The sequence below is a fragment of the Polynucleobacter sp. 31A-FELB genome (assembly GCF_018882405.1).
Taxonomy (GTDB): domain Bacteria; phylum Pseudomonadota; class Gammaproteobacteria; order Burkholderiales; family Burkholderiaceae; genus Polynucleobacter.
On the sequence record NZ_JACVOO010000012.1, the window covers coordinates 24,898 to 47,806 of the forward strand.

A 22,909-nucleotide genomic window follows, 5' to 3' on the forward strand; every position below is an offset into this window, starting at 1 on the left:
TAAGCCGTTGCCATCCTGTGTGTTTTAGACATAACGACTTGATACTTTTGTAGCACTTATAGACGGAGATCTCAGCCTTTGTGCATACATTCTCGTGTACATCCTGTGTACGTATGTAAGAAAAATTAATTTAGCCAAACAGTTGGCTATGCGATCCCAGTCGAGCAAGCCTTAAGGTGTCTTTATCCGCCAGCCGGTAGATCAATAGTAAATCAGGCTTAATATGACATTCTCGATAGCCTAACCAATTTCCCGTCAGGTCGTGATCACGATAATGCGGTTCAAGTGGTAAATCATTTACAAGCGAATCCAATAGAACCCTTAAGTCTGCGCTCAAATTGGTTTTGTGTAGCCCTTTAGATTCACGCTTTAAATCTCGCTTAAATGCTGTTGATATTTCAATCGTTCGCATTCAACTCTGCCATCAAGTCATTGACCGTAGCATAGTGATGCCCCTTTCCTGTTTCTAACTCTGTAATTGCCTTCTTAGTAACCGCATTTGGTACTTTGACTGCAAATGGTAAGCACTGCTCATCAGCCACCCGAAACATGAGTAAGCGAATAGCATCTGACACGGATAAGCCCATTGCCTCCAGTGCATCGGTTGCTCGATCTTTGGTGGCTGTATCAATCCTTGCACGGACATAAGTATTTGCTGTGGTCATCTTATTCTCCAAGTTATTCAGAGATTGTAGTCACAATGAGACTACATTTCAAGTTAATGATTACTTACTTTTACGTAGAGGGGCTTCTTTTAATGGTGCTACAAAACCATCGCCAAACAAAGCATTCACTTTAATCTGGGCTTTAGTGCCTTTTGGCAAGCGCAGCACCCTACCCAATAATGCCCCGTAATTTATAGAAATATCGAGAGTAGTTGGGACTCCCGGGGTGTATCTAATTTCATCCATTGTTAGAGATTGAATTCCTGCACTCTTTAAAACATCAACTGCTGATTCGCAAAGACTCTTTTTTAGTGGTGCAATCCCATTTTCTAGGCGCACTAGGGTTGATCGAGTTACCCCCAAAAACTCACAAAAGTCCCCTTGACTCAAGCCCAGAACAGCTCTAGAGGCTCTTATATAGGAGCCATACATAAGGCATTGATCGGGATCGAGTAACAACTTAAGGGTTGTTTTGGCTTCATTGCTTGATTCCATTAGCTAATTGTCTCAATGAATTAGGGCTTAGTCCATAACAGCAAACAATTTTGTCGTTAATGCTTTACAACAACAACCAATATGTGTACTATCATATTTATTACATACGATAACAGACAGATTGGTTGCTAATGAAAATAGGAAACCTTAGGAATCAAAACCAAGTAGCTAAGTTTTTAAATGCTGCTGGTGTAACTAGGCAGACAATTTGCGATGCCCAGTGCAAAGGGCTGCAATTGGAACGTTTGGGTCTTGGAAGAGGTAGATGGCGATATAGGTATAAAAAGCCTGGACGAAGGAATCGACAATGCCTTACCTTGGGCGATGCGCCAATAATGACATTAGCTCAGGCCAGAGAGCTAGCTAACAAATATCGAGTTCAAGCTGCATTAGGTCATGACCCTGCCGAACAAATCAAAGAGTCTGCCAAAACACCTACCTTCGCCCAATTTATTGAGCAGCAATACCTGCCCCACGTCAAAAGTTACAAAAAATCATGGGACTCAGATCTGTCATATCTAAAAAACCAAATACTTCCGGTTTTAGGCAAAAAGTATCTTGATGAAGTGACCAAGAAAGACATTATTGATTTTCACCATGGATTAAGAAACAAGGGATATAAGCCCGGTACGTGTAACCGCAGCTTGGTTCTATTGCGCTATGCATTTAATTTAGCTATCAGATGGGAAGTTCCAGGCATTCAAAAAAACCCCACGAAAGATGTACCGCTATTTGATGATCAAGAAGGCAAGCGAGATCGATTCTTAACGCAAGAAGAAACTCAGCGACTATTTGAGGCTGTTACGAAAAGTGATAACCCGCTATTGCAATACATCATTCCGATGCTGATCCTTACAGGAGCAAGAAAACGAGAAGTATTGGATGCTCGTTGGGAAGATTTTGATATTGATAAGCGTCAGTGGCGAATTCCAGTAACTAAAGCAGGTCGTCCTCGTTATGTCCCACTATCGAATGGAGTTCTTACTCTATTAGCCAACATCCCCCACAAAGAAACGGTGCCTTGGGTATTTGCCAATCCTAAGACAGACAAGCCTTATGTATCGATCTATGGCTCGTGGAATAGCGCTCGCACCAGTGTGGGCTTAAGAGATGTGTGCATTCATTCGCTTAGACATTCAATGGCAAGTAATTTAGTTAATAGCGGCAGAAGTTTATATGAAGTGCAGCGAATCCTTGGACATACGCAGATCAAAACTACTCAGCGTTACGCCCATCTGTCTCAAGATACTTTGTTAGATGCTGTGAATGCAGCCTCTGAAATGGCAGGCTCAATGGTGTATGCAGTTGAACCTGTAAAACCCGATCAACTAGGTTATCGCAACGTATGACTTACCTAATACCAATCTTTCTCACTGCATCACAAACCACAGGAGTTCACTATGCATGCTATTACTTTAGATACCATCAATGAAATAAACAGACTTGACCAGCTTGCTAGGACTACCGCAAGCGAAGCAGTGGAGTTAGCACGGCAGGCTGGAGTTCTTTTACTTAAGGTGAAAGACCAACTTCCTCATGGCGAGTTTACTCAGTGGCTAAAAACTAATGTATCTGTAAGCCAGCGCCAGGCACAACGCTATATGGCTGCTGCTCAAGGCAAGCCTATCTCAATTAGATCACTCACCGTCAAAAACGACACCGTGTCGCTTTTGGATGACCAGCAAAAAACATCTCAAAACCAAAGAACGAAAGGCCGATGGATGCCAAAAGAGGGTCATATGTATTTCTTCAAGGATGCTGCTGGGGCAAACTATTGGGTATCACCGAGCATCGAGCCAGCGGGCGGATATCACGTGTGCAAACACTACAACGGAGAGCGACTGTCTTCTAAAAACTACTTTCTTCACTACACCATACTGTCTGAAATACATGATGAAGACTTTACCTGTCAATATTACATTGGCACTAGAAAACCAGTATCCATGAAGTATGGGGTTGGTTCTGTGCTTCAATCCTACGGCCTAAATGATATTGAAGGAAGCCTATTGTTTGAGGATGAATGCGAAAGTCTTCATAGACCTTTTGGTGAGCCTGATGAAAAAGACTGGTATTGGGACTGCAGGCATCCTGATGATGAGGCGTTTCTTCAAGACCTCGCTAAAGATGGTCATATCAATGCGCATGGCGCTATCGTATTGGACTGGCGTGAACATCAGACTACCAGTCAACACCAAGTGGGGTAGGCCATCATGAATCCAGGTCTTTTGACCCTACTCTCCCCCAGCCCACAATATTCGACCAAGCAACAATCGCTGGGTGTACATGCTAATTCCGACATCCGATCCACTCTAAATCCTGCTTTAACAGCTGTTAAAGCAGAAATCTTATTAGCATCAGTAACTTGCGTGTCAAGTAATAAAAACCCCAACCTACCAATAACACTTTTAATTAGGGGGGCATGCATTTATTAGCAAATACGACATGGTGTCGCTTTTGGAAACACCCCCCGTCACTTTTTCTATTAAAAATAGGGCATAGCAATTTATGAAAAATATAGTGCAACCACTGCCTCTTGCTTCGCTTTCTCGGGCGCAGATCAGGCAATATCTTCAAGCCTTTGAGAACCAACACTTTACCCAGATTATCCGCAACCAAACGAAAATCATTTTCCAGTTACATAAGGAGCTGGCATGCAAGAAGAACTCTTAAATACGGCAGGCGGGAAAATTACCTGCAGGCGTTGTAACGCTATGAGTAAGCGCACTCGCTTGCAATGTGGCGCTCCAGCTGTTCATGGCAAATCTAAGTGCAAGACCCATGGGGGTTTCTCTACTGGGCCAAAGACTGCAGAAGGTTTAGCAGGATGCGCACAAGCCAAGACGATTCATGGTCATGAGACGAGAGAAAAAAGAGGGCGCAGCAAAGTGGTGATGGCGCAAATCCGCATGTATGCCGCCATTTTGGGTTTAAGTACTTGCTCTAGCCCAATACGCTGGAGCCACTCAAAGAAACATTAATTGAGCTATTTTTCACAGAACCTCATGAACCAAGCTTATGGCTACCTCAAAGAAAACCAGAATCAAAAGTTGCAAGCTCAGCTTTAAGCATTTGAATTTGCCCAAAGACAATCTATTTTATGAACAGGTTTCTACAGTGATTCAGGATATCTACAGCCATCTCAATCTGAAATACAAACCACAGCAAAAGATGGTTGAGGGTATCTCCATAACTACTCGAGCCATCATAGAAGGACTGTATCAAGTGTATTGCTGTCGCAATTCTAAGATGACTCTGAGCCTGCCAACCAGTTCGCATGCCTATGGTAATAAGCCCCACCAGATTCCTAACTACTCCCACACAACAGTTCATAGGGTATTGAAGGCTCTTAAACGCTTAGGTTGGATAAAAAGTGAGAAGGGCTTTAAAAATTGGGCTGGAGAGGGCGTTCCCACTAAGATTGTGGCTATTGGTGGACTAGAAGAGGCATTTGATCGCCAGCGGTATGTATGGCGTCCGATGGAGCCAAGCAAGAAAGATGTCATTGTTCTGAAAGGCTTTGATCCAATAACTAAAGCGAAAGACATTCTTCACTTTGCCGATAACAATTTCACCAGAAAAAGTCGAAAAAACCTGCAGCTCATGAACACATTCATTGCTTGTCAAGCCATCTGCCTAGCTATGGATAACTGGGACCTAGATCAGGTTATCAAGAAAATGAGCAATCAAGACTATCGGGTTGACTGGGATTATGAAAGCCTAATAAAGCAGCCCAGAAGTCTCAATTTTCTCCATACCCAAATGCGAAGGATCTTTTCTAGGGCTAGCTTTGAAAAGGGCGGTCGCTTTTATGGTGCCTGGTGGCAATACATCCCAAGTGATACCCGTCCTTTTATCACGATTAATGGCGAAGCCACTACTGAAGTCGATTACTCCGAATTGCATCCTCGGCTCATGTATTGGCAAGCTGGCTTACCGATTCCAGCGGGCGATCTTTATGATCTAGGTTTGCGTTATTCAGATCATCCGATCTACGATAAAACCCAAGAGCCGTATAAAGCCAAAAGAAAGGTGATTAAGACCTATGTCAATGCCCTACTCAATGATGAGAATGGTAACTTTACACTTACTGGCGAGCAGATTCAGACTTTGGGCATGAATACAGCCCAACTCTATCAATTGGTGATTAATAAGCATCCCTTAATCGCTCAGACTGTAGGCAAAGGACTACATTATCAGTTCCTTGACTCCCAATTAGCTGAGAGTGTCATGCTCAAATTACTAAAGCAGAAGATTGTTTGCCTGCCGATTCATGACAGCTTTGTTGTGCAAACTCAGTATGTCGATGCCCTCAATAACGCTATGTCTCAAGCCTACCAAGAGCTGTTTGCTGGTGTTCCTGCGCTCAAGCAGCCTGAGCCATCACAGTCGCAGTTTGAGCAAGTGTTTTATCCCAGCGGGCAATTGGATGAAACTTATATGAACAATAAGCGCTCATCTTCCATTCATGAGATCTTCTTAAGTACCTGGAAATCCTCGAAAATAAGCAGTTGCGCCTGAACCCCCTCCCACATCCTCTCCATCCCCCTCCATTATGTGCAGAAAATGTTGGTAAAAATATGAGAAAGTTATTCTAAAACAAGTAGTTAGGTTAATTTATTGTGAGGGAGGCGAAACAAAGTCTGCCTAATTTTTAAGCACTGCTTTAACAGTGTTAATGCTGCTCCACAAAAGAAAAACCCCACCGAAGTGGGGTTCTCATAAAGCTTATTAATTACTAGGTGCTGCAACCCACGGTGATCTGTGGGTTTCTCTTTTGGGGAGATTAATGCTTTTCTTTGCCACCTGCTTTAGGCAGCAGTTCATTTAATGCATTGGCATACCCAATACGGGCTGTTTGGAAGACTGCAACTTCCGCATTGAGCTGAGCCAACTTTTGATCTACAAACTGTAAGCTCACAAACTGTGCCTTAGCTTCTTCAGAAAGGCTGTCTAAAGCATATTCAATATTATCGATTATTACTGTAGTCATAAAGCTTTCTCACTTAGTATTTTATTGGTTTGGATAAAAAAACACCGCCTTTATAGGGCGGTGTTTAGCTTGATACTTATTAATTACTAGGTTTACTGCAACCCACGGTGATCTGTGGGTTTCTCTTTTTAGGGAGATTAGGCAAAGTTTTCTGCAGTTAAAGTTGCAGAATTCGTACCAATCAGAATTACAGTTGATGTGTTGGTGAGGATACTTGTACCAGCTACATCAAAGCCCTGAGTTATAAGGGTATCTGCACCATCTCCGTCGGCTGCTATTGTGAAAACTCCTGTTCCAGTATTGTATGCACCAGATAGGAAATAGTTTGTACCAGCTACTAGTGCGTTTGAGTCAATGCCGATAGCTGTAACTGCTGCTGTTGCAGCAGCAAGATCCAGAACGTCACCACCAGCACCGCCAACAAAGTCTGTTATCTTATCAACAGAGTTAGCTGCACCCGTTGCAAATGTAACGGTTGCTGCTGCAGCAAGGGCAGCACCGTCCGCTGTTGATTTAGCACTAGCTGCAATACTTGCATTTGTTGCCATTACAAATGTATCAGCCCCAGCACCACCTGTCAGGGTATCAGATCCAGCCGCACCCGTGAGTGTGTCCGCAAGTGATCCGCCAATGATAACGTTCGCCGCTGCTGTACCAGTCAAGTTGTACTGAAGCATGCTATTGAAGTTAGCAGTAGTCAGCGCCGTTGTTGGATTGGTGAATGTTAATGCAATATCACCCGTTCCGAATGTACCTGTTGTGCCACCTAAATAAATTACACCAGTATTGGTTGTAAAGGAAGCCAGAGTACCTGTGGTGCCTGCACCGCCTGTACCGATACCAACGTTAGTACCTGCACCAGTGCTACCGTCAAATCCAGTAACTGCAGTTCCAACGATGCGGAATACATCAGTCGAAATATTTACATTGGTGTAAACGTCTTGACCTGTATCGTTACCAGCACCAGCTACAACTACTTGGTTCGAATCTGTAGAAGTGGCTACAACTGCATTAATAATCAAGGTATTTGATGCTGTATGGCCTGCTCCAAGAGTAACAGCATCTGCACCAGCTGCAGCAGTAATTGTGTTAGCACCTGTACCAACAGTGATTACGTCAGCAGCAGTTCCAGTTACTACTGTATTGGCGCCATTACCCAAAGTTACGGTTTTGATACCGCCAGCAGTGCTATCGAAGGTCATAGACACTGCAGAGTTGTTTGTCGATCCATTAACAGTGGCAGCAGTTGCAACGTTACTTGTACCTGTATAAGCTACTGAACCAAGCAAATTCAGGGATACCATATTGTTCTGTGTATGCGCACCAACGGTTAACACACCAGAAGTACCTGTATTAGCATTTGTAATAGTCAAGTTAGCCACATCATCGGCTAAGGTACCGATTGCAAAGGCTTTAGTACCGCTGTAGTTTAATGAACCTAAGATTGCACCTTGTGATGTCAATGTGGTAATGCCATCAGAAGTTGTGCTTGTTCCTGTGCCGTTATCACTGATTGTTAAGGCAGTTGCTGCAGTAGTTGCTGCAGTGATAGTCACTGATCCAGTGCCTGTGATGTTCAAGTTTGATAACTGGCTGGTAGCAAAGTTATTTAGCGCTGTGACAACATGTCGACCTTGGAATACTGAAGCGTTTGATACCAAGTTAATCGTACCAACACCGACTGAGTTTGCATCACGGATAACTACTGTACCGGCTGTAAAACCAATTCCAGTAGATGGAGCATTCAAATTCAATGTAACTGCAGTAGCAGCACCATTAGTACCCGCATACTGGAATGTATTTGTCAAACCAGTTTGGTCTGCATTGATGTTCACAGTAGTAGTACCAGCTGCAAGACCTGTAACGGTCAATGCACCAGCTGCTGTTCCTAACAATGAAACTGCAGTAGCATTTGCTGCCAAACCAATGGTATTCAATGCATAAGCACCAGTTGAAGCGGTGTTAAAGCCAACTGTTTCAAAGCCAGTTACGTTTGTACCTGTATTTGCAAGAGTAAATGTACCTGTACCAGCACCTAAAACGATAGTGTCTGTACCTGTACCACCAGTGATTGCTTTAGTAGCATCGGCTGTAATGGTGATGACATCGTTACCTGTACCGCCAGTGTAGGTCTGTGTCAATGCATTTAGCGTAATTGTGTTGTTAGCTGAAGTGGTAGCAAAGTTCAAATTTGTCAAGCCATTCAAACCAGATACGTTAGCACTCAAACCAGCTGCTGCGCTTGTATTTGTAATTGCTGTGATTGCTGTGTTAACGGCAGTCAAGCTCAATACACCTGTACCGGACAAAGTTACTGTACGCAATGCTGTATCAGTAATACCAGCTAAAGTTGTATTTGCTGACAAAGCAACGTTCACTGTTGCCAATGAAGTACCGTTCAGAGTCAGTGCACCTAATGAACCACCACCAAGGTTTAATGCTAATGATGTTGGATTACCTGTAGTCAATCCGTAAGTTACCGCTAATGTTCCTGCAGCAGTAGCACCCGTTGCGGCTGAACTAGATAGTGTCAATGTTGTCAACGCATTTGATGAAATTGTTGAAGCGCCGTAGTTAGCTAAAGTAACAGCAGTGATAGTTCCAGCAGCTGTTGCGCTACCTGCATTTGCATCAGCAATCGTTACGATGGAGTTTGTAACGCCACGAGCTGCTGCAACTGCATTTGAAGTATTAGCTACGTTCGCAATGGCGTTAGCCGCAGTAGTGCCAGCTGATTGAGTTACGGACACTGAAGTAGTGTTTGCTGTACCGGTAACACCGATTGCGCCGGTAACTGCTTGACCACCAGCTGCTCCTGCTGCAGCAGTACTTGTCAAGTTAGATGTCACGTTTACAACTGAACCGCCAGTAATTGTGACTGTATTGCCAATTGCACCGCCACCAGCAGTTGATGCTGTGTTAGCAACTGTAACTGCACCAGTTGGAGCTGTTGTACCACCAATAGTGATGTTAGCGCCAGTAGTTGCACCAGTTTGTGTCAAAGCAACTGAAGAGCCACCGTTAATTGCAATCGCATTAGCACCAGATACGCTAGTTACAGTAATACCAGTAGTTCCAGCGGCTGTTACCGCTGATAAGTTACCGGCACTAGTAACACTTAAATTTGTAACGCCTGTAAAGCCAGATCCAGCAGCAGTTGTAATTACACCACCAGCACCTAGTGAGAAATTAACATTCTCAACGTTAGTTACTGTTGCGCCAGCTGGGTTTGCAGCATAGTTAGCTGTAGACGCTACGTTTAATGTGTCGCCAGTGTTAGTTCCGCCTGTCAATTTATCGAGTGAAGTGAAAGTAAGGTCGGCAGCATTAAATACTTGTAAAGCTGATCCACTGTTACCGAATGTATCGATACCAGTGGTGAGTGTACTTAGATAACCTTAATTAAACCCAGTGTTTATATGCGTTACAATGGTTCTGTCTGAAATATGTTTTCAATATATTTACTAGACAATAAACAACATATTTAATAAATTCTTTATGTAGCTAATTTATTAAATATTTTATAAGTATTAATAAACCCGTTCCGACGGGTTTTTGCATTTTTAGGCAGCAAAAACTTTTTTTACTAATTTTCTATAGCAAATATTTATGCGAATTTTCTTAGATAACTCCATGTTGGCTGCCTTAAAGGTGCCCGATGGAAAATCGCGCATAACCCTAACGGATAAGGCTTGTCCGGGATTGAGCATTGAGTTGCGTAGCCCTGGATCTTCGTCCTGGAGAATGCGTTATAGCTATCAAAAAATTCAACAGTGCATAACTTTAGGGGATGCTAGAGAGCTTAGCTTGGATGAGGCCCGCCACCTTGGTTTGACGATTAAGAAATTACTCTCATCCAATCAGGATCCAGCTGAAGTACTGAGAATGAATAAAGCAAATCAATGTCCAACGTTTTCACAATTTATAGAAAAAAACTATTTGCCACATATTCGTTCATATAAGCGCTGCCTTAGTGCGGATGAGACTTTGTTGAACAATCATTTGTTGCCGATTTTTGGTTCTTATCGATTAAATAAAATATCGCGATACCAAGTTGTTGAATTTTTACAATCAAAGGTTGCGGCTGGCTACAAGCCAGGATACTGCAATCGCTTTTTGATTCTGCTGGGTTTTTGTTTTAACTTGGCAATTAAATGGGATGTGCCTGGTGTTAATCACAACCCAGTTAAAGGGGTATCTTTACTAAAGAACCATCAAAAAACAGAGCGTTTTTTACAAGCTTCTGAAATTCAGAGTCTTTTAAATGCCATTGAGCAAAGTGTAAATCCTTTGCTTCGTTACTTTGTTCCCCTTGCTTTGCTCACTGGTGCGCGCAAAAGAGAGCTCCTAGATGCTCGTTGGTGTGATGTCGATTTTGATGCTCGTATTTGGCGGATCCCAATGACAAAATCAGGTAGGCCCTTAACAGTTCCATTGACCAATGAGGCCTATTTTCTTTTGCTAGATCTGAGGTCGCGCTTGCCCGGTATTTTGGAAAGGCCGCAAGAGACGGAGGTGGAATGGATTTTCCCAAACCCCAAGACGAATAAGCCATTCGTTTCTATATTCAATGCTTGGCATACTGCGAGAGTAAAGGCGGGGCTAGTGGGCTTGCGCATTCATGATTTGCGCCATTCATTTGCTAGCGCATTAGTTAACCATGGCATTCCGATTTACGATGTGCAAAAACTATTGGGTCATCAAAGCATTAAAACAACAGAACGCTATTCTCATTTGGCGCCTGAGCGCCTAAGATCAAGTGCTGGTGCTGCAGCTAGCTTTTATCGACAAATTCTTCCTGCAGTAGATTAGGGAATGCATGGAAAAATTTACCCCCTTCGCTCGTTTTACCCAGCTACTCAAGACAATTGATCAATTGCCTGTTCCGCTGAATATCTATAACCAGCATCGCATGCAGTACGACTATATTTTGGGTCAAGTAACATTATTCTCTTCTCGCGGACAGCTTGTGAATGTCGGCGAGATGACTGCCTGCCCAATGCTTGGTTCTCAGCCAACCGCTAACAAGCGGATTCAGGAATTAGTAAAGTTTGGCTTGTTGGAGCTAACTCTCAGCGTAGATCGGAGGGTCAAAAATTTGAGCCTCACTGAGTCTGGAGTCCGCTATATGGACTCTTGTTCGAAATTAATGGACGATGTTGTATCCCAATCTAAGCTTAGGGTGATTAAGGATGTGTAGTCAATCGCTTACCCTCCAAATCCTCGGGGGGGGGTAATTGATAAACATGAGGGAGATTAGCCTCAATCTATTGTCTCTATTATTAGTCGGATTTAGCTTCTTTATGGCCCGATATTTTAATAATCAAGTATTACCATTTTTAGCGTTTGATGATCTCACTCAGTTCGTTTACTTACCCTCAGGAATTCGCCTGCTCGCAGTCGCTATCTTTGGCTGGCTTGGTGCTCTCGGTATCACCCTGGGATGGATTTTTTGCCACGTCGTAGGCGGTGAAAAAACTTTTTTAGAGTGCCTATTTATTGGTCTAATCTCCGGCGCGACTGCAATGGCGTCCTGGCAGATTTGGCAAAGCTTCTTAAAAATAGAAGTCGACTTAGATAATCTCACCCTAAAGTATTTGTTGTATTTAGTCTCAATCAGCTCACTAGTAGGAGCAGTAGTCCGCTATCTTTATATTGCTAGCGTTGACCCTCTTGCACAGTTTTGGCCAATATTGACTATCGGTCTGGTTGGTGATGTCACTGGCGCTTTGATTGTGTTGTATCTCATTAAAGCAATCGCTTGGATATGGAATTCTTTTTCAGAAAAACTCAGATAGTTTGAGCTCGTTATTAATTTTGCTCTTGAATATTTTTAGTGTTCTTATTTTTATCGGTATAAAAAATAAGAAAATTAAATTGAAAGCAGGTGCTGCTCCACCAAAGTCAGATAGGGCTCTTGCATAGGCTGTTCTGGGTTTTGTTGAAAAGTATGTTTATTTCTAGAATTTGTAGAGTAGGTCATGGGGGGTGCTTTGCAAAAAGTAGCTAATCGCTTACTTTAGTGCTAGCTTTTGAACAATGAGGTGGTTGTTTCTTGTGATTTGGGCTAATTTTCACTAGCACTAGTGAAATTCAGGGTAGCCAACCCTATAGGTAGTGAGTTTTAGCGATTTTGGCGAAGTTAGCCAAATTTAAGGGTAGTTATATGGACGAAAGCTCTAAAAAGCCATAAAATGGCAGGACTTTATAAAGTTTCATGTACATATTCAAATCTGACCCTTCCGATGGTTCAGATGACTCCTTACTGAAGTCATCAAAAGCCTCTTTAAGCACTTCAGCTAGTTCTGAGGCTCTGCTCGCGCGTCTACAGGCCCCTGTTGTGCCAGCGCAGATTGCAACCCTGAGTACACCATTGCCTGCAGGCATCATTTTGGCCAATTTAGTGGATTCAACTGCCTTAGCGGGTGTTATTAGCACGATTGGACAGCCTGCCAACCAGCCTCTCATGAATGCTGCTAGTAATAAAGCGGCAGAAGTTGCCCAAGCAAATTCTCAAGAAAAGCTCGGGCAGGACATGCTCAGTCTCTTGGCAAATACGGTTTCTAATCCCTTGCCAATTTTGAGTCTAGCGGAAGTAGCGGTTGGCCAGGCTCACGTAGCATTGCCACCAGAGTTGGCAAAGCCGATCGAGGCACCATTGGCTACCGTGAATGCGGATTTGCTTGTAACGGATCTATCTATCTTGCCTCCTGGCGAGCCAGTGATGATCACTAAGTTATCAGAGGGTAAAACCGCTGTAACTGTGATTGCTCAAGCTGAAGGTAATGTACGTATTGCGGATTTCAAATACACAGAAGCAGTCAGTGAGACCTTTATTAATACTGGCTTAGGCACTTTGACTGTGACTACGCCAGCGACCAATGTCTCTTCTTTAAGTTTAAGCGGTAATGTTGAATTTGTTGCTACTGGTATTGAAGTGACTTCAGGCATTACGGTATCTGGCGGATTAAATTCTAGTAACGTCACCCTGTTTATTACAGGTGGAGCAAGTAGCTCGCAAGGTAGCTCGGACGTTATCAATTTAGGTAATGGTGATAATTTTGTCTTTAATGCCGGTGATGGCGCAATCTATGTCAATTTAGGATCTGGTGCCAACTCAGTTGTTTTGGCTGGCGTAGGTGCTAGCGGTGAAGTGAGTTTTGCTACAGATGATGCCGGTACTGGAGATTTCATTGCGATTGCTGCTAACGGTGCAAGCAGCATTGAGCAATTAGCCTCTATTCCCTTGATTACCATTACAGGTTTAAACAGCGGTGATGCCATTTCTTTCCTAAGTGACTTGGGAAGTACTTTGAATTGGGCTGGCGGTTCTGCTCTGAGCGCTCAAGTTCAACTGACGAATGGCGATGATGCAAATCTGGCTACTTGGTTGAGCGCAGCTCAAACACAGGCATCCCAAGCCCATTCAGTTGCCTGGTTTTACTATGATGGCGCAACTTATATTCTAGAAACAGCATCCGGATCATTTGGACTATCTGGTTCGGCCGCTTCCCTCACTGGTGACACACTCGTGAAGTTAACGGGTACGGTCAGCCTGACTGATGCTCAGTTGTCGCAGGGCATTATTCAGCTGGCAGGTTAATTCACTCAATTGAATTGATTGCGCCTTTGAGGCAATAAAAAACCGGTCTTGTTTGACCGGTTTTTTTGTTTTAGAAAGACCCTCTTAAGAGTCTTTCGGGCAATTAGAACTTGATCGTATCGCCGCTACCCAATGGGTTTAATTCGTTTTGTAATTCTTTAGAGTAAGCCATACGAGCCGTTTGCAAAACAGAGGCTTGTGCTTGCAAGCGCGCTAATTCGTTGTCCACAAATTGCATGCTGGTCAATTGGGCTTTTGCCTTGTCAGAAAGGCCTTCGTATTCGTACTCTTTGCCATCGATCGTAATAGTGGTCATTGCTAAATCTTTCTATTGAATGCGGTTAATTGTTCCAAATGTGGGCAATTGCAATCTGTTGCCTTTGGTCAGTTGATTGTAATGGCTACACTTTCGATATTGAGGGCATGTACCCTCTATATGGCTATTTTAGATGTTTTTATCGTTCTAAAAAATAATGCTTATTTTTGTTTGGCTGGGTATAATCAGGCTTAGAGCAGCATAGTATGCTGTCCAGGGCGCTCAGAAGCTTGAATTGCCTATTTCTATCAAGATAAGGCCTATGTCTATAGTTCGCATTGATGAAGTTGAGTATGAGTTGGATCATTTGACCGAAGAGGCCAAAGCGCAGCTTTTATCGGTACAACATACCGATCAAAAGATTGCTGAATTACAACGAGATCTAGCCATCGCCCAAACCGCTCGTGCTAGCTATGCCAATGCCCTACGTGAGCTGCTTGGCCATGGTGCAGATGCCTCCCTACAGCCCCCAGCTGGACTACAAGTACGTCACTAGCCTTTCTCTAAGCCTTTATTTTTAAAAGGTTTATTTTCACTTGATTTTGTGATTTTGCTCACAATTGCTATTGAATTAGAGGGCTAAGCACCTTATTCTTGTAGACCGTTTCATACTTTTATAAGTTTCCAAGTGACAAGGTCTATTTCCCAATTCGCTTTAGATAGTGCAACTGAGTTATATCTCGGGTTCTTTGGCCGCGCTCCAGATGCTGCGGGGCTCTATTATTGGAGCACCCAAATCAGCGCAGGCGCATCTCCTTTGGATGTAGCCAATGGCTTTGCTAGGTCACAAGAGTTTGTACAAAACTACGGCAGTCTTTCAGCGGCCGGTCAAGTTCGTCTTGCTTACGAAAATATCTTAGAGCGCTCACCTGATGCAGGGGGCTTAGCTTATTGGACAGGAAGACTGCAATCGGGAACCTCGATCGGTGAGATAGTCTGGAGCTTGGTGCATTCGGCTTTTACTCAAGAAGGAACCGCAGATGCTTTGCTAGTGCAGGGTAAGGTTGCGGCTGCTCAAGAGCTCATGTCGCCCGTGATTCTCGATATTGCGCAATCTACTTGGAATATCAATAGCGGCTATGGCGTCATTAATGTAGCTTCAGCTTTATCTTCTGTATTAGGTATATCGATTCAGGAAGGTGCTAGTTTTCAGACTAGCATTGAGCAATGGCCTATTCCGGTAACGCAGTTTTCTGATGCTTGGGCTGCAGGCTATACCGGCAAAGGAGTAGTAGTGGCAGTGATTGACACTGGCCTTGATCTTGACAACGCTGCACTGACACATAACATCAGTTCATTGAGTTGGAACTTTGTTGCTAACAACCAGGATGTTCAGGACGACAATGGTCATGGTACCGCGGTAGCATCTCAAATTATTTCTCGAGCAGTGGAAGGGCAGTCAAACGCACTCATGGGTGCTGCTTATGATGCCGAGTTAATGGTACTCAAGGCAATGGATGCGACTGGTAACGGCTCTCGAGATAATTTAATTGAAGCAATCTACTATGCGGTAGATAACGGTGCTGATGTGATTAATCTATCTCTTGGTGGGGGCCCTAGAAGCTCGGAAATTTTTGCTGCATTAAATTACGCTGCCAAAAACAATGTCATTGTGTGTATGGCTGCCGGGAACATGGGGGCCACTGCGCCTCAATATCCAGCCGCTTATGTACAAGGCATAAACTCAGCAATTGCTGTGGGTTCTGTGATGCAAAACACCAATGGAGATATTGTTTGGGCGTCTTCTTCAAATGCAGCAGGAACAGTGCAACCTTATAACTATATTAGTGCGCCTGGATCTGAAGTGCTTGCTTACGGTCTAGATAATGTGGTGCAGAGCTGGTCGGGTACCTCATTTGCTACGCCCTATATTAGTGCAGCTGTAGCGAATTTGTTATCTGCAAATACTGGACTTGGCGCAGAGCAGATTGTCAATGCGCTGGTAAACACTTCCATTGATCTGATTGGCTTTCAGCCATCTCTCGCTTAATTTTCTGATGCTTTGAGTATCAAATACGGGTCAGCGAAGCTTTGCAAAAAAGTATATAGTATTTGTAATTATTTTTTTATTTATCTTGAAATACACGCTTCTGCATGCAATGAGGGGGCTGTATATTTTCCAGCGATGAGGGGTGTAAATGGGATTGCAATTAATTGAGGGCTTTACAAATCCAAGTACTTATTACTCTGGCCCAGATGAGGTAAATCTAAATTTTTTAATAGATCGTTTTAATTCAACGCTGATCTCAGCGTATACAAATTATGAAGGTCAAAGAATTGGTTTGGATATCAGAGGAGTTTTTGATACGAGTTTATTGACTTCCATGCCAGTGACCTTTGATGACCTAGACCCTTACAGTCCAACAGCCCAATTTTCTGGCTATTCATTAAGCATTGGTGCTAACACTGCATTTACTGTCCACTTTGACCCATTGGTAAATTCGACTCAATTTAATCGCTATACAGAAGCTAGCTCAAACGCAGATTACTCAAGCGTTCTGTCAGGCAATGACGTCTATACATCTAATAGCAATGGCGATAATCAATCTACATTTTTGTGGGGCGGAAACGATACCTATATTCATCGACACCTGCTTCAACAATATAACGACATAGTTTATGGTGGCGATGGAATTGACAAAGTTGTTTTAGATAAGGCTTATGCAAGCACTACAATGAGTGCAGGAGGCGTATGGAATCAATTATCCCAAGCAGTAGATTTGATTGGCTTTACTGTTAGCGATCAAGACGATGTCTTAAATACCATTCAATTAAATAACATCGAACGCCTCGCCTTCTCCGACATCAACGTAGCCCTCGACATCGGCCCTTCTCAAAATGCTGGTTCAGTCTATATGCTCTATAAAGCAGCCTTTAATAGAGCCCCAGATGAAGGTGGTATGGGTTACTGGTTAGCCCAAAAAGATGGTGGAGCTAATATCGTGACTGATATCGCCCAAGGCTTTGTCAATAGCGGTGAATTTACTGCTAAATATGGTGCTAACCCAACAAACGCTAGTTACGTAGATAAGCTCTATCTCAATGTATTAGGTAGAGCAGGAGAAGCAGGAGGCGTAGCCTACTGGAACCAAGAACTCAATGCAGGAAATATCAGTAAAGCTGCTGTCCTAGTGCAATTTGCCACCCTAGCTGAGGGAGCTTCGATTGTTGCCCCCCTGATTGCGAATGGGATACCGTATACGGAGTGGGTGGGGTAATTTATTTTTTGATGATGATTTAAAGAAAAGAGTTTGTGATGACAACAGTAGCTGAACTTACACCAGAGCAGCGGGCCGATTTATATGCCCAAGTGGGTGATGCAATGAATAATCCTGGTTTTGACTATGACGGTCATGTGAGAGCCAATACGGTTAACGGAGTATTCATCAGACCTGTTCATACTCCCACTCCAATAAATGACCCTCAAACCCAGCCGGTAAGTGGCGGTAGCTCAAATACTCCTGTAAGTCCAGGTAGTAGTTCTACTATTTCCAATCTTAGTGAGGCGGAGTTAGCTGATTTATATAGTCAGGTTGGGGATGCCATGTTTGCGCCCGCATTTAATTATTTGGCTCACATTGCTGGTAATACTGTGAATGGCGTATTTACTCCCCCTGTGTATATTCCATCAAATACTAGTTCCTTGCTTTCTTTACCCGCTATTAATTCAGCTGCTTACCAACAGCTATTAATAGAGACTGGTGGTGCTTCAGCAAATCCTGGCTTTAACTATGCCGCTCATCTTGCTGCCACTGTTAGTCAGTCGAGATTTGATTTAAGTTACGATGACGTCATCAGAATCATTGCGGAATCTGGCAATACCAATTTTTCTAATTTTGATTTAGCTGCCTATCGGAGCTCTACTGGCAGTACTGTCGGCCTGGGCAATAATTTTGCCAGTATCACCGCTGCTAGTGTTGCTGCGAATCAAATACGGCAGGCAGTCAATTTGCAAATGCCAGAGCCTGGCTCGGCTGAGTATCGTGCACTGTCCGAAGAAACTGGTGGCGCCTCAGAGTCCCCTGGATTTAATTACGCAGCCCATGTTGCGGCAATTACCAGTCAAACTATTTTGACTTCATTAAGTTATGCCGAAGTGATGACACTTATCGCTGAAACAGGCAGATCTAATTTCAGTGATTTTGACTTGGTGGCCCATCAACGAGAAAAGCTGAGTGTTAATCTGCTGATTGATCGCTTAGCAATTAATCCGATTGATTCATCAAGCACTGTCCCAAATGCAGGCTCTGAGGAATATCAGGCAATTCTTGTAGAAACCGGTTTGAGTGATTTAACAAATTTCGATTACGCCGCCTATCTTGCTGCAAAGCGTGAAGCCCAATTAGCCTTAAGTACGCTCTACGGATCAGCTGATGATGATGTCATTGTGATCACTGAAGTAGAGGGTAAAAGTATTGTGGTAACAGGCGCTGGTGACGATGTAGTGACAGCCTCTGTATTAGATGATATTTTAATTGGTGGTGCAGGCTTTGATGAACTAGATGGTGGCGTAGGACTTGATAGAGCAGTCTTTACTGGTGCACTCAGTGACTATCAAATCAGCAGATCTTCAGACGAAATTTCTATTGTCGATAATCAGACAACTCGAGATGGTGCTGATTCCTTACGCAATGTGGAGCGCCTAAGTTTTTCTGATAGCGTCTTAGCATTCGATATTGATCCCAATCAAACTGCTGGATCAGTTTATATGCTCTACCAAGCTACTTTTAATAGAACACCAGACGCTGAAGGAATAGGTTACTGGATTAGCCAGGTAGACAATGGCGCTGACATTACACAAGATGTTGCAGCTTTTTTTACCACCAGTAATGAGTTCGTTGCTAAGTATGGGGCCAATCCTACAAACGCTTCATATGTCGATAATTTGTATTTAAATGTTTTGGGCCGACCCGGTGAAGTGGACGGGGTTGCCTATTGGAATCAATTACTCAACGCTGGAATAGTGACCAAGGCTTATGTGTTGGAGCAATTTGCAACGCTTGCTGAAGGGGCTCAATTGGTTGCTCCTGCTATTGCCAATGGTATTGCCTATCAGGAGTGGGTGGGCTAAGAATGACAAGCATCGTCTCTGGTCCGTTAAATTATTCTGGTACCTTTACCTACGCTGCTGGAAATGATTTTTCATATGCAGTTCGGTACCTTTATTCAGAAGATTTAAATAGTGACGGACTTGACGAGTTAATTTTTGCTGGCTTTGAGACTCAGCCAAATACACCATCATCTTATACAAACACTCAGGTATCCATTTTTGGATGGAGCAATGGAAATTTTGTAAACCTGACTAGCCAGTGGTTGCCTAATGGCGCTAATTTAGTCGAGGGGGTTGGAGATATTGTATTTGGAGACTTTAATGGGGATGGTCGAGTAGATGCATACTTATCTGGGAATGCAGATATGGAGTATGAGGTCCACTCCTATGCCCTACTCAATCAAGGCAATTACTTTATTAGGCAAGATTTAGGAATTACTAAGTGGGAGCATGGTGTTGCATCAGGAGATATTAATCGTGATGGTTTTGTTGATGTTGTCCCAGCTGGTTATATTCACCCCTCAGCTTTTTATCTTGGTGGAAATAGCGGGTTAACAAAACAATTAGTGGGCGATGGTAATAACTTTAATAGTTACGAGACATTTGCTTCGGGTATCACGTTTGCAGATTTTTTGGGTAACGGTTCTCAGAGAGCAATAGTTGTCGATAGCGCAACTGCTGTAAATTCTAGCGATACTTCACTAGTTTCGGTTGTGTTAGATCCCACGGGAAATGTTCAAGGATTTAAATACATTTCAACACTGCCAATACCAAGACTGGAATTGCCACAATATGGGGTGATAAATCCAAATTATGACAATAGTCACGATGTTCGAGTGAGAGCAATAGACTTCTCAAACGACGGTTTAATGGATGCAATTGTTTTTAGTCGTGCAGGTTGGGATGGAAGTCAATGGCCAACAAAATCTCAAGTTCAATTTTTGCAGAATATAGGCAATGGTCAATTTGATGACGTTACTACAAGCAGATTAATTGGATATGAACTTAATAGTAATGTCGCATACACGCCTATTATTGAAGACATTAATTTTGATGGGCTTCCAGATATTTTTCTGAGTGAGGCTAGTTGGAGTAATGTATATCGGTCAACGTCCATTCTCATTGCACAACAAGATGGAAGTTATGTAGATACCGCTAGGCAGCAACTGTCATCCTATATTACCAACCAAGAAGGCATTGCAAGTCTAGTTAAGGGGCCCAACAATCAATTTTATATGGTGGTTGAAAGACAAGTACGAGGTGGTGATGCCAGTGTGAGCACCGTGGCATTGTCTTTTCCTGAAAGAGAGAACTCTGAATCACTTGCTGGAACAATTTATAGTGACGTCATTTTTGGGTTAGGCGGAAACGACTCGATTTCAGGTGAAGAGGGAGATGATGTCATTGATGGTGGAAGCGGCATTGATTTAGCTGTTTATTTAGGCTTAGCTACTGAATACATTTTCAGAATCAATGTTTCAAATACTGAAGTCTCCGATGTTATGCCCAATCGTGATGGTACCGATACCCTCACCAACATCGAACGCCTCGCCTTCTCCGACATCAACGTAGCCCTCGACATCGGCCCTTCTCAAAATGCTGGTTCAGTCTATATGCTCTATAAAGCAGCCTTTAATAGAGCCCCAGATGAAGGTGGTATGGGTTACTGGTTAGCCCAAAAAGATGGTGGAGCTAATATCGTGACCAATATCGCCCAAGGCTTTGTCAATAGCGGTGAATTTACCGCTAAATATGGTGCTAACCCAACAAACGCCAGTTACGTAGATAAGCTCTATCTCAATGTATTAGGTAGAGCAGGAGAAGCAGAAGGCGTAGCCTACTGGAACCAACAGTTAGATGCAGGCAATATCAGTAAAGCTGCTGTCCTAGTGCAATTTGCCACCCTAGCTGAGGGAGCATCCCTCGTAGCAGACCTGATTGCCAATGGGATACCGTATACAGAGTGGGTGGGCTAGCTAGAGGGGCTTTTGGAACCTATAATTAGACCTAGATATGTCAATTGAGATAACTAATACCCAAGCCTATCCTTACTCAGCGGTTGTCTATGTTCGATCGACATTTTCCGATGGGCGGATTAGCATTGGTTCAGGAGCTTTGGTGGGTAAGAATGATGTTCTTACCGCAACCCATGTTATCTACCAACCGGATCATGGCGGCTATGCGACCTCTGTCCAAGTTTTCCCGGGGGCTGACTTTAATGGCACGCGCTCCGTTTTAGAGTCCTCTCCGTATGGCAGTTTTTACACTGGCTCAACCTTAGCTTTCCCATCCGAAGTTTTTAGCGACAGCAATAACGGTACGACTTCTTGGCTTGAGGTGCCCTCTGATATTGCCCTTTTAGGACTCACGCAGCCAGTTGGATTTACAACGGGTTGGTTTGGTTTAACAAGCGGACAAAATCAACTGCAGTGGGCAACTGAGCTCGGCTATCCAGTTGAGGGTACGGGGATGATGAGTGCTGATGTCTTTACCCATTCCACAAATGGACGTTGGATTTCTTCATATAGTCATTTTGGTAGCGGATCCTTGGGGGCGGGCAGCTCCGGCGGTCCCTTGTACATAGACAATAATAATTTGCCAGCCATTATTGGCGTAAAAAGTTCTGGTAACTCAGAGGTCAATTATTGGGCTGATGTTGATTTCAAATACGCCGTTTTGCAGGATGCAATTCTTTCAAATGATCACTTGATTGGTGGCTCATTCTTAATTACTGGTACTAATGACAATGATCGCTTAATTGGTACCCAAACCAATCGCGTCATCGATGGCTTATCTGGAATTGATACTGTTGTTTACACCGTTCCGCTTGCACAAGCCGATATATTCACAACAGGAAATCATCAAACCAATGTCATGAGCGTGACGAGAAGCTCCTCTGGAGATACGCTTACTAACATCGAACGCCTCGCCTTCTCCGACATCAACGTAGCCCTCGACATCGGCCCTTCTCAAAATGCTGGTTCAGTCTATATGCTCTATAAAGCAGCCTTTAATAGAGCCCCAGATGAAGGTGGTATGGGTTACTGGTTAGCCCAAAAAGATGGTGGAGCTAATATCGTGACTGATATCGCTCAAGGCTTTGTCAATAGCGGTGAATTTACCGCTAAATATGGTGCTAACCCAACAAACGCCAGTTACGTAGATAAGCTCTATCTCAATGTATTAGGTAGAGCAGGAGAAGCAGAAGGCGTAGCCTACTGGAACCAACAGTTAGATGCAGGCAATATCAGTAAAGCTGCTGTCCTAGTGCAATTTGCCACCCTAGCTGAGGGAGCATCCCTCGTAGCAGACCTGATTGCCAATGGCATTGCTTATGAGGAGTGGGTGGGGTAGGGGCTTATTTTAGGCTTGTACCGAACCGAGGTAAAATAGGGATATTCTGTATAGGTCCCTATTACCCGAAGGTATTGCAATGAACAAATTACTCCCTATTCTTCTTTTAAGTGCTGGATTTCTGACTGCTTGCGGTAGTACTTATTCTTATCAGCCAGCATCTGATATGCAAAAGTTTTATGCAGATAAGCTTAGTTGCGAAAATCTGTACACCTTAGGTTTTAATATTTGGGGTAATAAGGTCTACGGTGATATTTACAAAGAAGGTCCAGCTAGAGACTGCATGATGTCTAGAGGCTACCAGTCTAGTACCTTATAATTTCAAGTTAAGCCCCTTTAGCTCATCTGGTAGAGCAACTGATTTGTAATCAGTAGGTGGTCTGTTCGAGTCGGACAAGGGGCACCATCAAATTCGTCAGAGCTATTTTTTTACAGC

Annotated in this window: 21 protein-coding genes and 1 tRNA gene; 16 read left to right on the top strand and 6 right to left on the bottom strand. The window is 43.4% G+C overall.

Annotated features, from left to right (window positions below):
- Positions 1 to 130: 130 nt before the first annotated feature.
- Genes ICN30_RS08230 through ICN30_RS08240 form a run of 3 tightly spaced genes read right to left on the bottom strand, consistent with a single transcriptional unit; the run spans position 131 to position 1,160 of the window.
- Entirely contained in the window at positions 131 to 412 is a 282-nt protein-coding gene (locus ICN30_RS08230; protein WP_216274716.1) for a type II toxin-antitoxin system YafQ family toxin, read from the bottom strand.
- Positions 399 to 665 carry a type II toxin-antitoxin system RelB/DinJ family antitoxin gene (locus ICN30_RS08235; protein WP_216274717.1) on the bottom strand — a complete coding sequence of 89 codons (267 nt, stop codon included), beginning with the start codon at positions 663 to 665 and terminating at the stop codon, positions 399 to 401. The genes ICN30_RS08230 and ICN30_RS08235 overlap by 14 nt, the downstream gene beginning before the upstream one ends.
- A 60-nt stretch (positions 666 to 725) precedes the next feature.
- Positions 726 to 1,160 carry a helix-turn-helix transcriptional regulator gene (locus tag ICN30_RS08240; RefSeq protein ID WP_216274718.1) on the bottom strand — a complete coding sequence of 145 codons (435 nt, stop codon included), beginning with the start codon at positions 1,158 to 1,160 and terminating at the stop codon, positions 726 to 728.
- Between the two features lie 131 nt (positions 1,161 to 1,291).
- Here ICN30_RS08240 and ICN30_RS08245 point away from each other — a divergent pair, with 131 nt between their 5' ends.
- The 4 genes from ICN30_RS08245 (at position 1,292) to ICN30_RS08260 (ending at position 5,678) form a co-directional block, all read left to right on the top strand.
- Entirely contained in the window at positions 1,292 to 2,509 is a 1,218-nt protein-coding gene (locus ICN30_RS08245) for a site-specific integrase (protein ID WP_216274719.1), read from the top strand.
- Positions 2,510 to 2,560: 51 nt separating this feature from the next.
- Positions 2,561 to 3,364, top strand: a complete 804-nt coding sequence (locus ICN30_RS08250) for a DUF3102 domain-containing protein (protein ID WP_216274720.1) — start codon at positions 2,561 to 2,563, stop codon at positions 3,362 to 3,364.
- 447 nt (positions 3,365 to 3,811) lie between these two features.
- Entirely contained in the window at positions 3,812 to 4,138 is a 327-nt protein-coding gene (locus tag ICN30_RS08255) for an HGGxSTG domain-containing protein (protein WP_216274721.1), read from the top strand.
- A gap of 37 nt (positions 4,139 to 4,175) precedes the next feature.
- The gene (locus ICN30_RS08260; RefSeq protein ID WP_216274722.1) at positions 4,176 to 5,678 is read left to right on the top strand and encodes a hypothetical protein; all 1,503 of its coding nucleotides are present in this window, start codon (positions 4,176 to 4,178) and stop codon (positions 5,676 to 5,678) included.
- A 265-nt stretch (positions 5,679 to 5,943) separates the two neighbouring features.
- On the opposite strand, the gene ICN30_RS08265 is transcribed toward ICN30_RS08260, so the two are convergent.
- A complete protein-coding gene (locus tag ICN30_RS08265; protein WP_216274723.1) occupies positions 5,944 to 6,150 on the bottom strand; it encodes a DUF6447 family protein in 207 nt (68 codons plus the stop codon).
- Between the two features lie 137 nt (positions 6,151 to 6,287).
- The gene (locus ICN30_RS08270) at positions 6,288 to 9,443 is read right to left on the bottom strand and encodes a hypothetical protein (RefSeq protein ID WP_216274724.1); all 3,156 of its coding nucleotides are present in this window, start codon (positions 9,441 to 9,443) and stop codon (positions 6,288 to 6,290) included.
- A gap of 316 nt (positions 9,444 to 9,759) precedes the next feature.
- On the opposite strand from ICN30_RS08270, the gene ICN30_RS08275 reads away from it, so the two are divergent.
- The 4 genes from ICN30_RS08275 (at position 9,760) to ICN30_RS08290 (ending at position 13,753) form a co-directional block, all read left to right on the top strand.
- Positions 9,760 to 10,962 (top strand): site-specific integrase, encoded by a 1,203-nt coding sequence (locus ICN30_RS08275; protein WP_216274726.1) that lies wholly within the window; start codon positions 9,760 to 9,762, stop codon positions 10,960 to 10,962.
- Positions 10,963 to 10,969: 7 nt separating this feature from the next.
- The gene (locus ICN30_RS08280) at positions 10,970 to 11,350 is read left to right on the top strand and encodes a hypothetical protein (protein ID WP_216274729.1); all 381 of its coding nucleotides are present in this window, start codon (positions 10,970 to 10,972) and stop codon (positions 11,348 to 11,350) included.
- A gap of 103 nt (positions 11,351 to 11,453) precedes the next feature.
- On the top strand, positions 11,454 to 11,948 hold the full coding sequence (locus ICN30_RS08285) for a hypothetical protein (RefSeq protein ID WP_216274731.1): 495 nt from the start codon (positions 11,454 to 11,456) through the stop codon (positions 11,946 to 11,948).
- Between the two features lie 419 nt (positions 11,949 to 12,367).
- Positions 12,368 to 13,753, top strand: a complete 1,386-nt coding sequence (locus ICN30_RS08290) for a hypothetical protein (protein WP_216274733.1) — start codon at positions 12,368 to 12,370, stop codon at positions 13,751 to 13,753.
- A gap of 103 nt (positions 13,754 to 13,856) precedes the next feature.
- Here the strand turns inward: ICN30_RS08290 and ICN30_RS08295 are convergent, their stop codons facing one another.
- Positions 13,857 to 14,069, bottom strand: coding sequence for a DUF6447 family protein (locus ICN30_RS08295; RefSeq protein WP_216274735.1), 213 nt, complete (start codon positions 14,067 to 14,069; stop codon positions 13,857 to 13,859).
- A gap of 262 nt (positions 14,070 to 14,331) precedes the next feature.
- Between ICN30_RS08295 and ICN30_RS08300 the strand changes: the two genes are divergently transcribed.
- The 8 genes from ICN30_RS08300 (at position 14,332) to ICN30_RS08335 (ending at position 22,879) form a co-directional block, all read left to right on the top strand.
- Positions 14,332 to 14,565 (top strand): DUF6447 family protein, encoded by a 234-nt coding sequence (locus ICN30_RS08300; RefSeq protein WP_216274737.1) that lies wholly within the window; start codon positions 14,332 to 14,334, stop codon positions 14,563 to 14,565.
- 132 nt (positions 14,566 to 14,697) lie between these two features.
- Complete coding sequence (locus ICN30_RS08305; protein ID WP_216274740.1) at positions 14,698 to 16,059, top strand: S8 family serine peptidase; 1,362 nt, start codon at positions 14,698 to 14,700, stop codon at positions 16,057 to 16,059.
- Positions 16,060 to 16,207: 148 nt separating this feature from the next.
- Positions 16,208 to 17,287 carry a DUF4214 domain-containing protein gene (locus ICN30_RS08310; protein ID WP_216274742.1) on the top strand — a complete coding sequence of 360 codons (1,080 nt, stop codon included), beginning with the start codon at positions 16,208 to 16,210 and terminating at the stop codon, positions 17,285 to 17,287.
- A 38-nt stretch (positions 17,288 to 17,325) separates the two neighbouring features.
- Positions 17,326 to 19,140, top strand: coding sequence for a DUF4214 domain-containing protein (locus tag ICN30_RS08315; RefSeq protein WP_216274744.1), 1,815 nt, complete (start codon positions 17,326 to 17,328; stop codon positions 19,138 to 19,140).
- 2 nt (positions 19,141 to 19,142) lie between these two features.
- Positions 19,143 to 21,095 (top strand): DUF4214 domain-containing protein, encoded by a 1,953-nt coding sequence (locus tag ICN30_RS08320; protein ID WP_216274746.1) that lies wholly within the window; start codon positions 19,143 to 19,145, stop codon positions 21,093 to 21,095.
- 37 nt (positions 21,096 to 21,132) lie between these two features.
- Positions 21,133 to 22,473 carry a DUF4214 domain-containing protein gene (locus ICN30_RS08325; protein WP_216274748.1) on the top strand — a complete coding sequence of 447 codons (1,341 nt, stop codon included), beginning with the start codon at positions 21,133 to 21,135 and terminating at the stop codon, positions 22,471 to 22,473.
- A 79-nt stretch (positions 22,474 to 22,552) separates the two neighbouring features.
- On the top strand, positions 22,553 to 22,792 hold the full coding sequence (locus ICN30_RS08330) for a hypothetical protein (RefSeq protein WP_216274751.1): 240 nt from the start codon (positions 22,553 to 22,555) through the stop codon (positions 22,790 to 22,792).
- 11 nt (positions 22,793 to 22,803) lie between these two features.
- Positions 22,804 to 22,879 (top strand) — tRNA-Thr (locus ICN30_RS08335).
- The last annotated feature ends 30 nt before the right edge of the window (positions 22,880 to 22,909 follow it).

What these genes read in the sequence shown, in the direction of transcription:
- ICN30_RS08300 (WP_216274737.1), top strand. Translation starts at nt 14,332, where the DNA reads ATGTCTATAGTTCGCATTGATGAAGTTGAGTATGAGTTGGATCATTTG.
- ICN30_RS08315 (WP_216274744.1), top strand. Translation starts at nt 17,326, where the DNA reads ATGACAACAGTAGCTGAACTTACACCAGAGCAGCGGGCCGATTTATAT.
- ICN30_RS08235 (WP_216274717.1), bottom strand. Translation starts at nt 665, where the DNA reads ATGACCACAGCAAATACTTATGTCCGTGCAAGGATTGATACAGCCACC.
- ICN30_RS08330 (WP_216274751.1), top strand. Translation starts at nt 22,553, where the DNA reads ATGAACAAATTACTCCCTATTCTTCTTTTAAGTGCTGGATTTCTGACT.
- ICN30_RS08260 (WP_216274722.1), top strand. Translation starts at nt 4,176, where the DNA reads ATGGCTACCTCAAAGAAAACCAGAATCAAAAGTTGCAAGCTCAGCTTT.
- ICN30_RS08275 (WP_216274726.1), top strand. Translation starts at nt 9,760, where the DNA reads ATGCGAATTTTCTTAGATAACTCCATGTTGGCTGCCTTAAAGGTGCCC.
- ICN30_RS08265 (WP_216274723.1), bottom strand. Translation starts at nt 6,150, where the DNA reads ATGACTACAGTAATAATCGATAATATTGAATATGCTTTAGACAGCCTT.
- ICN30_RS08230 (WP_216274716.1), bottom strand. Translation starts at nt 412, where the DNA reads ATGCGAACGATTGAAATATCAACAGCATTTAAGCGAGATTTAAAGCGT.
- ICN30_RS08240 (WP_216274718.1), bottom strand. Translation starts at nt 1,160, where the DNA reads ATGGAATCAAGCAATGAAGCCAAAACAACCCTTAAGTTGTTACTCGAT.
- ICN30_RS08295 (WP_216274735.1), bottom strand. Translation starts at nt 14,069, where the DNA reads ATGACCACTATTACGATCGATGGCAAAGAGTACGAATACGAAGGCCTT.
- ICN30_RS08290 (WP_216274733.1), top strand. Translation starts at nt 12,368, where the DNA reads ATGTACATATTCAAATCTGACCCTTCCGATGGTTCAGATGACTCCTTA.
- ICN30_RS08320 (WP_216274746.1), top strand. Translation starts at nt 19,143, where the DNA reads ATGACAAGCATCGTCTCTGGTCCGTTAAATTATTCTGGTACCTTTACC.
- ICN30_RS08250 (WP_216274720.1), top strand. Translation starts at nt 2,561, where the DNA reads ATGCATGCTATTACTTTAGATACCATCAATGAAATAAACAGACTTGAC.
- ICN30_RS08255 (WP_216274721.1), top strand. Translation starts at nt 3,812, where the DNA reads ATGCAAGAAGAACTCTTAAATACGGCAGGCGGGAAAATTACCTGCAGG.
- ICN30_RS08280 (WP_216274729.1), top strand. Translation starts at nt 10,970, where the DNA reads ATGGAAAAATTTACCCCCTTCGCTCGTTTTACCCAGCTACTCAAGACA.
- ICN30_RS08285 (WP_216274731.1), top strand. Translation starts at nt 11,454, where the DNA reads ATGGCCCGATATTTTAATAATCAAGTATTACCATTTTTAGCGTTTGAT.
- ICN30_RS08325 (WP_216274748.1), top strand. Translation starts at nt 21,133, where the DNA reads ATGTCAATTGAGATAACTAATACCCAAGCCTATCCTTACTCAGCGGTT.
- ICN30_RS08310 (WP_216274742.1), top strand. Translation starts at nt 16,208, where the DNA reads ATGGGATTGCAATTAATTGAGGGCTTTACAAATCCAAGTACTTATTAC.
- ICN30_RS08245 (WP_216274719.1), top strand. Translation starts at nt 1,292, where the DNA reads ATGAAAATAGGAAACCTTAGGAATCAAAACCAAGTAGCTAAGTTTTTA.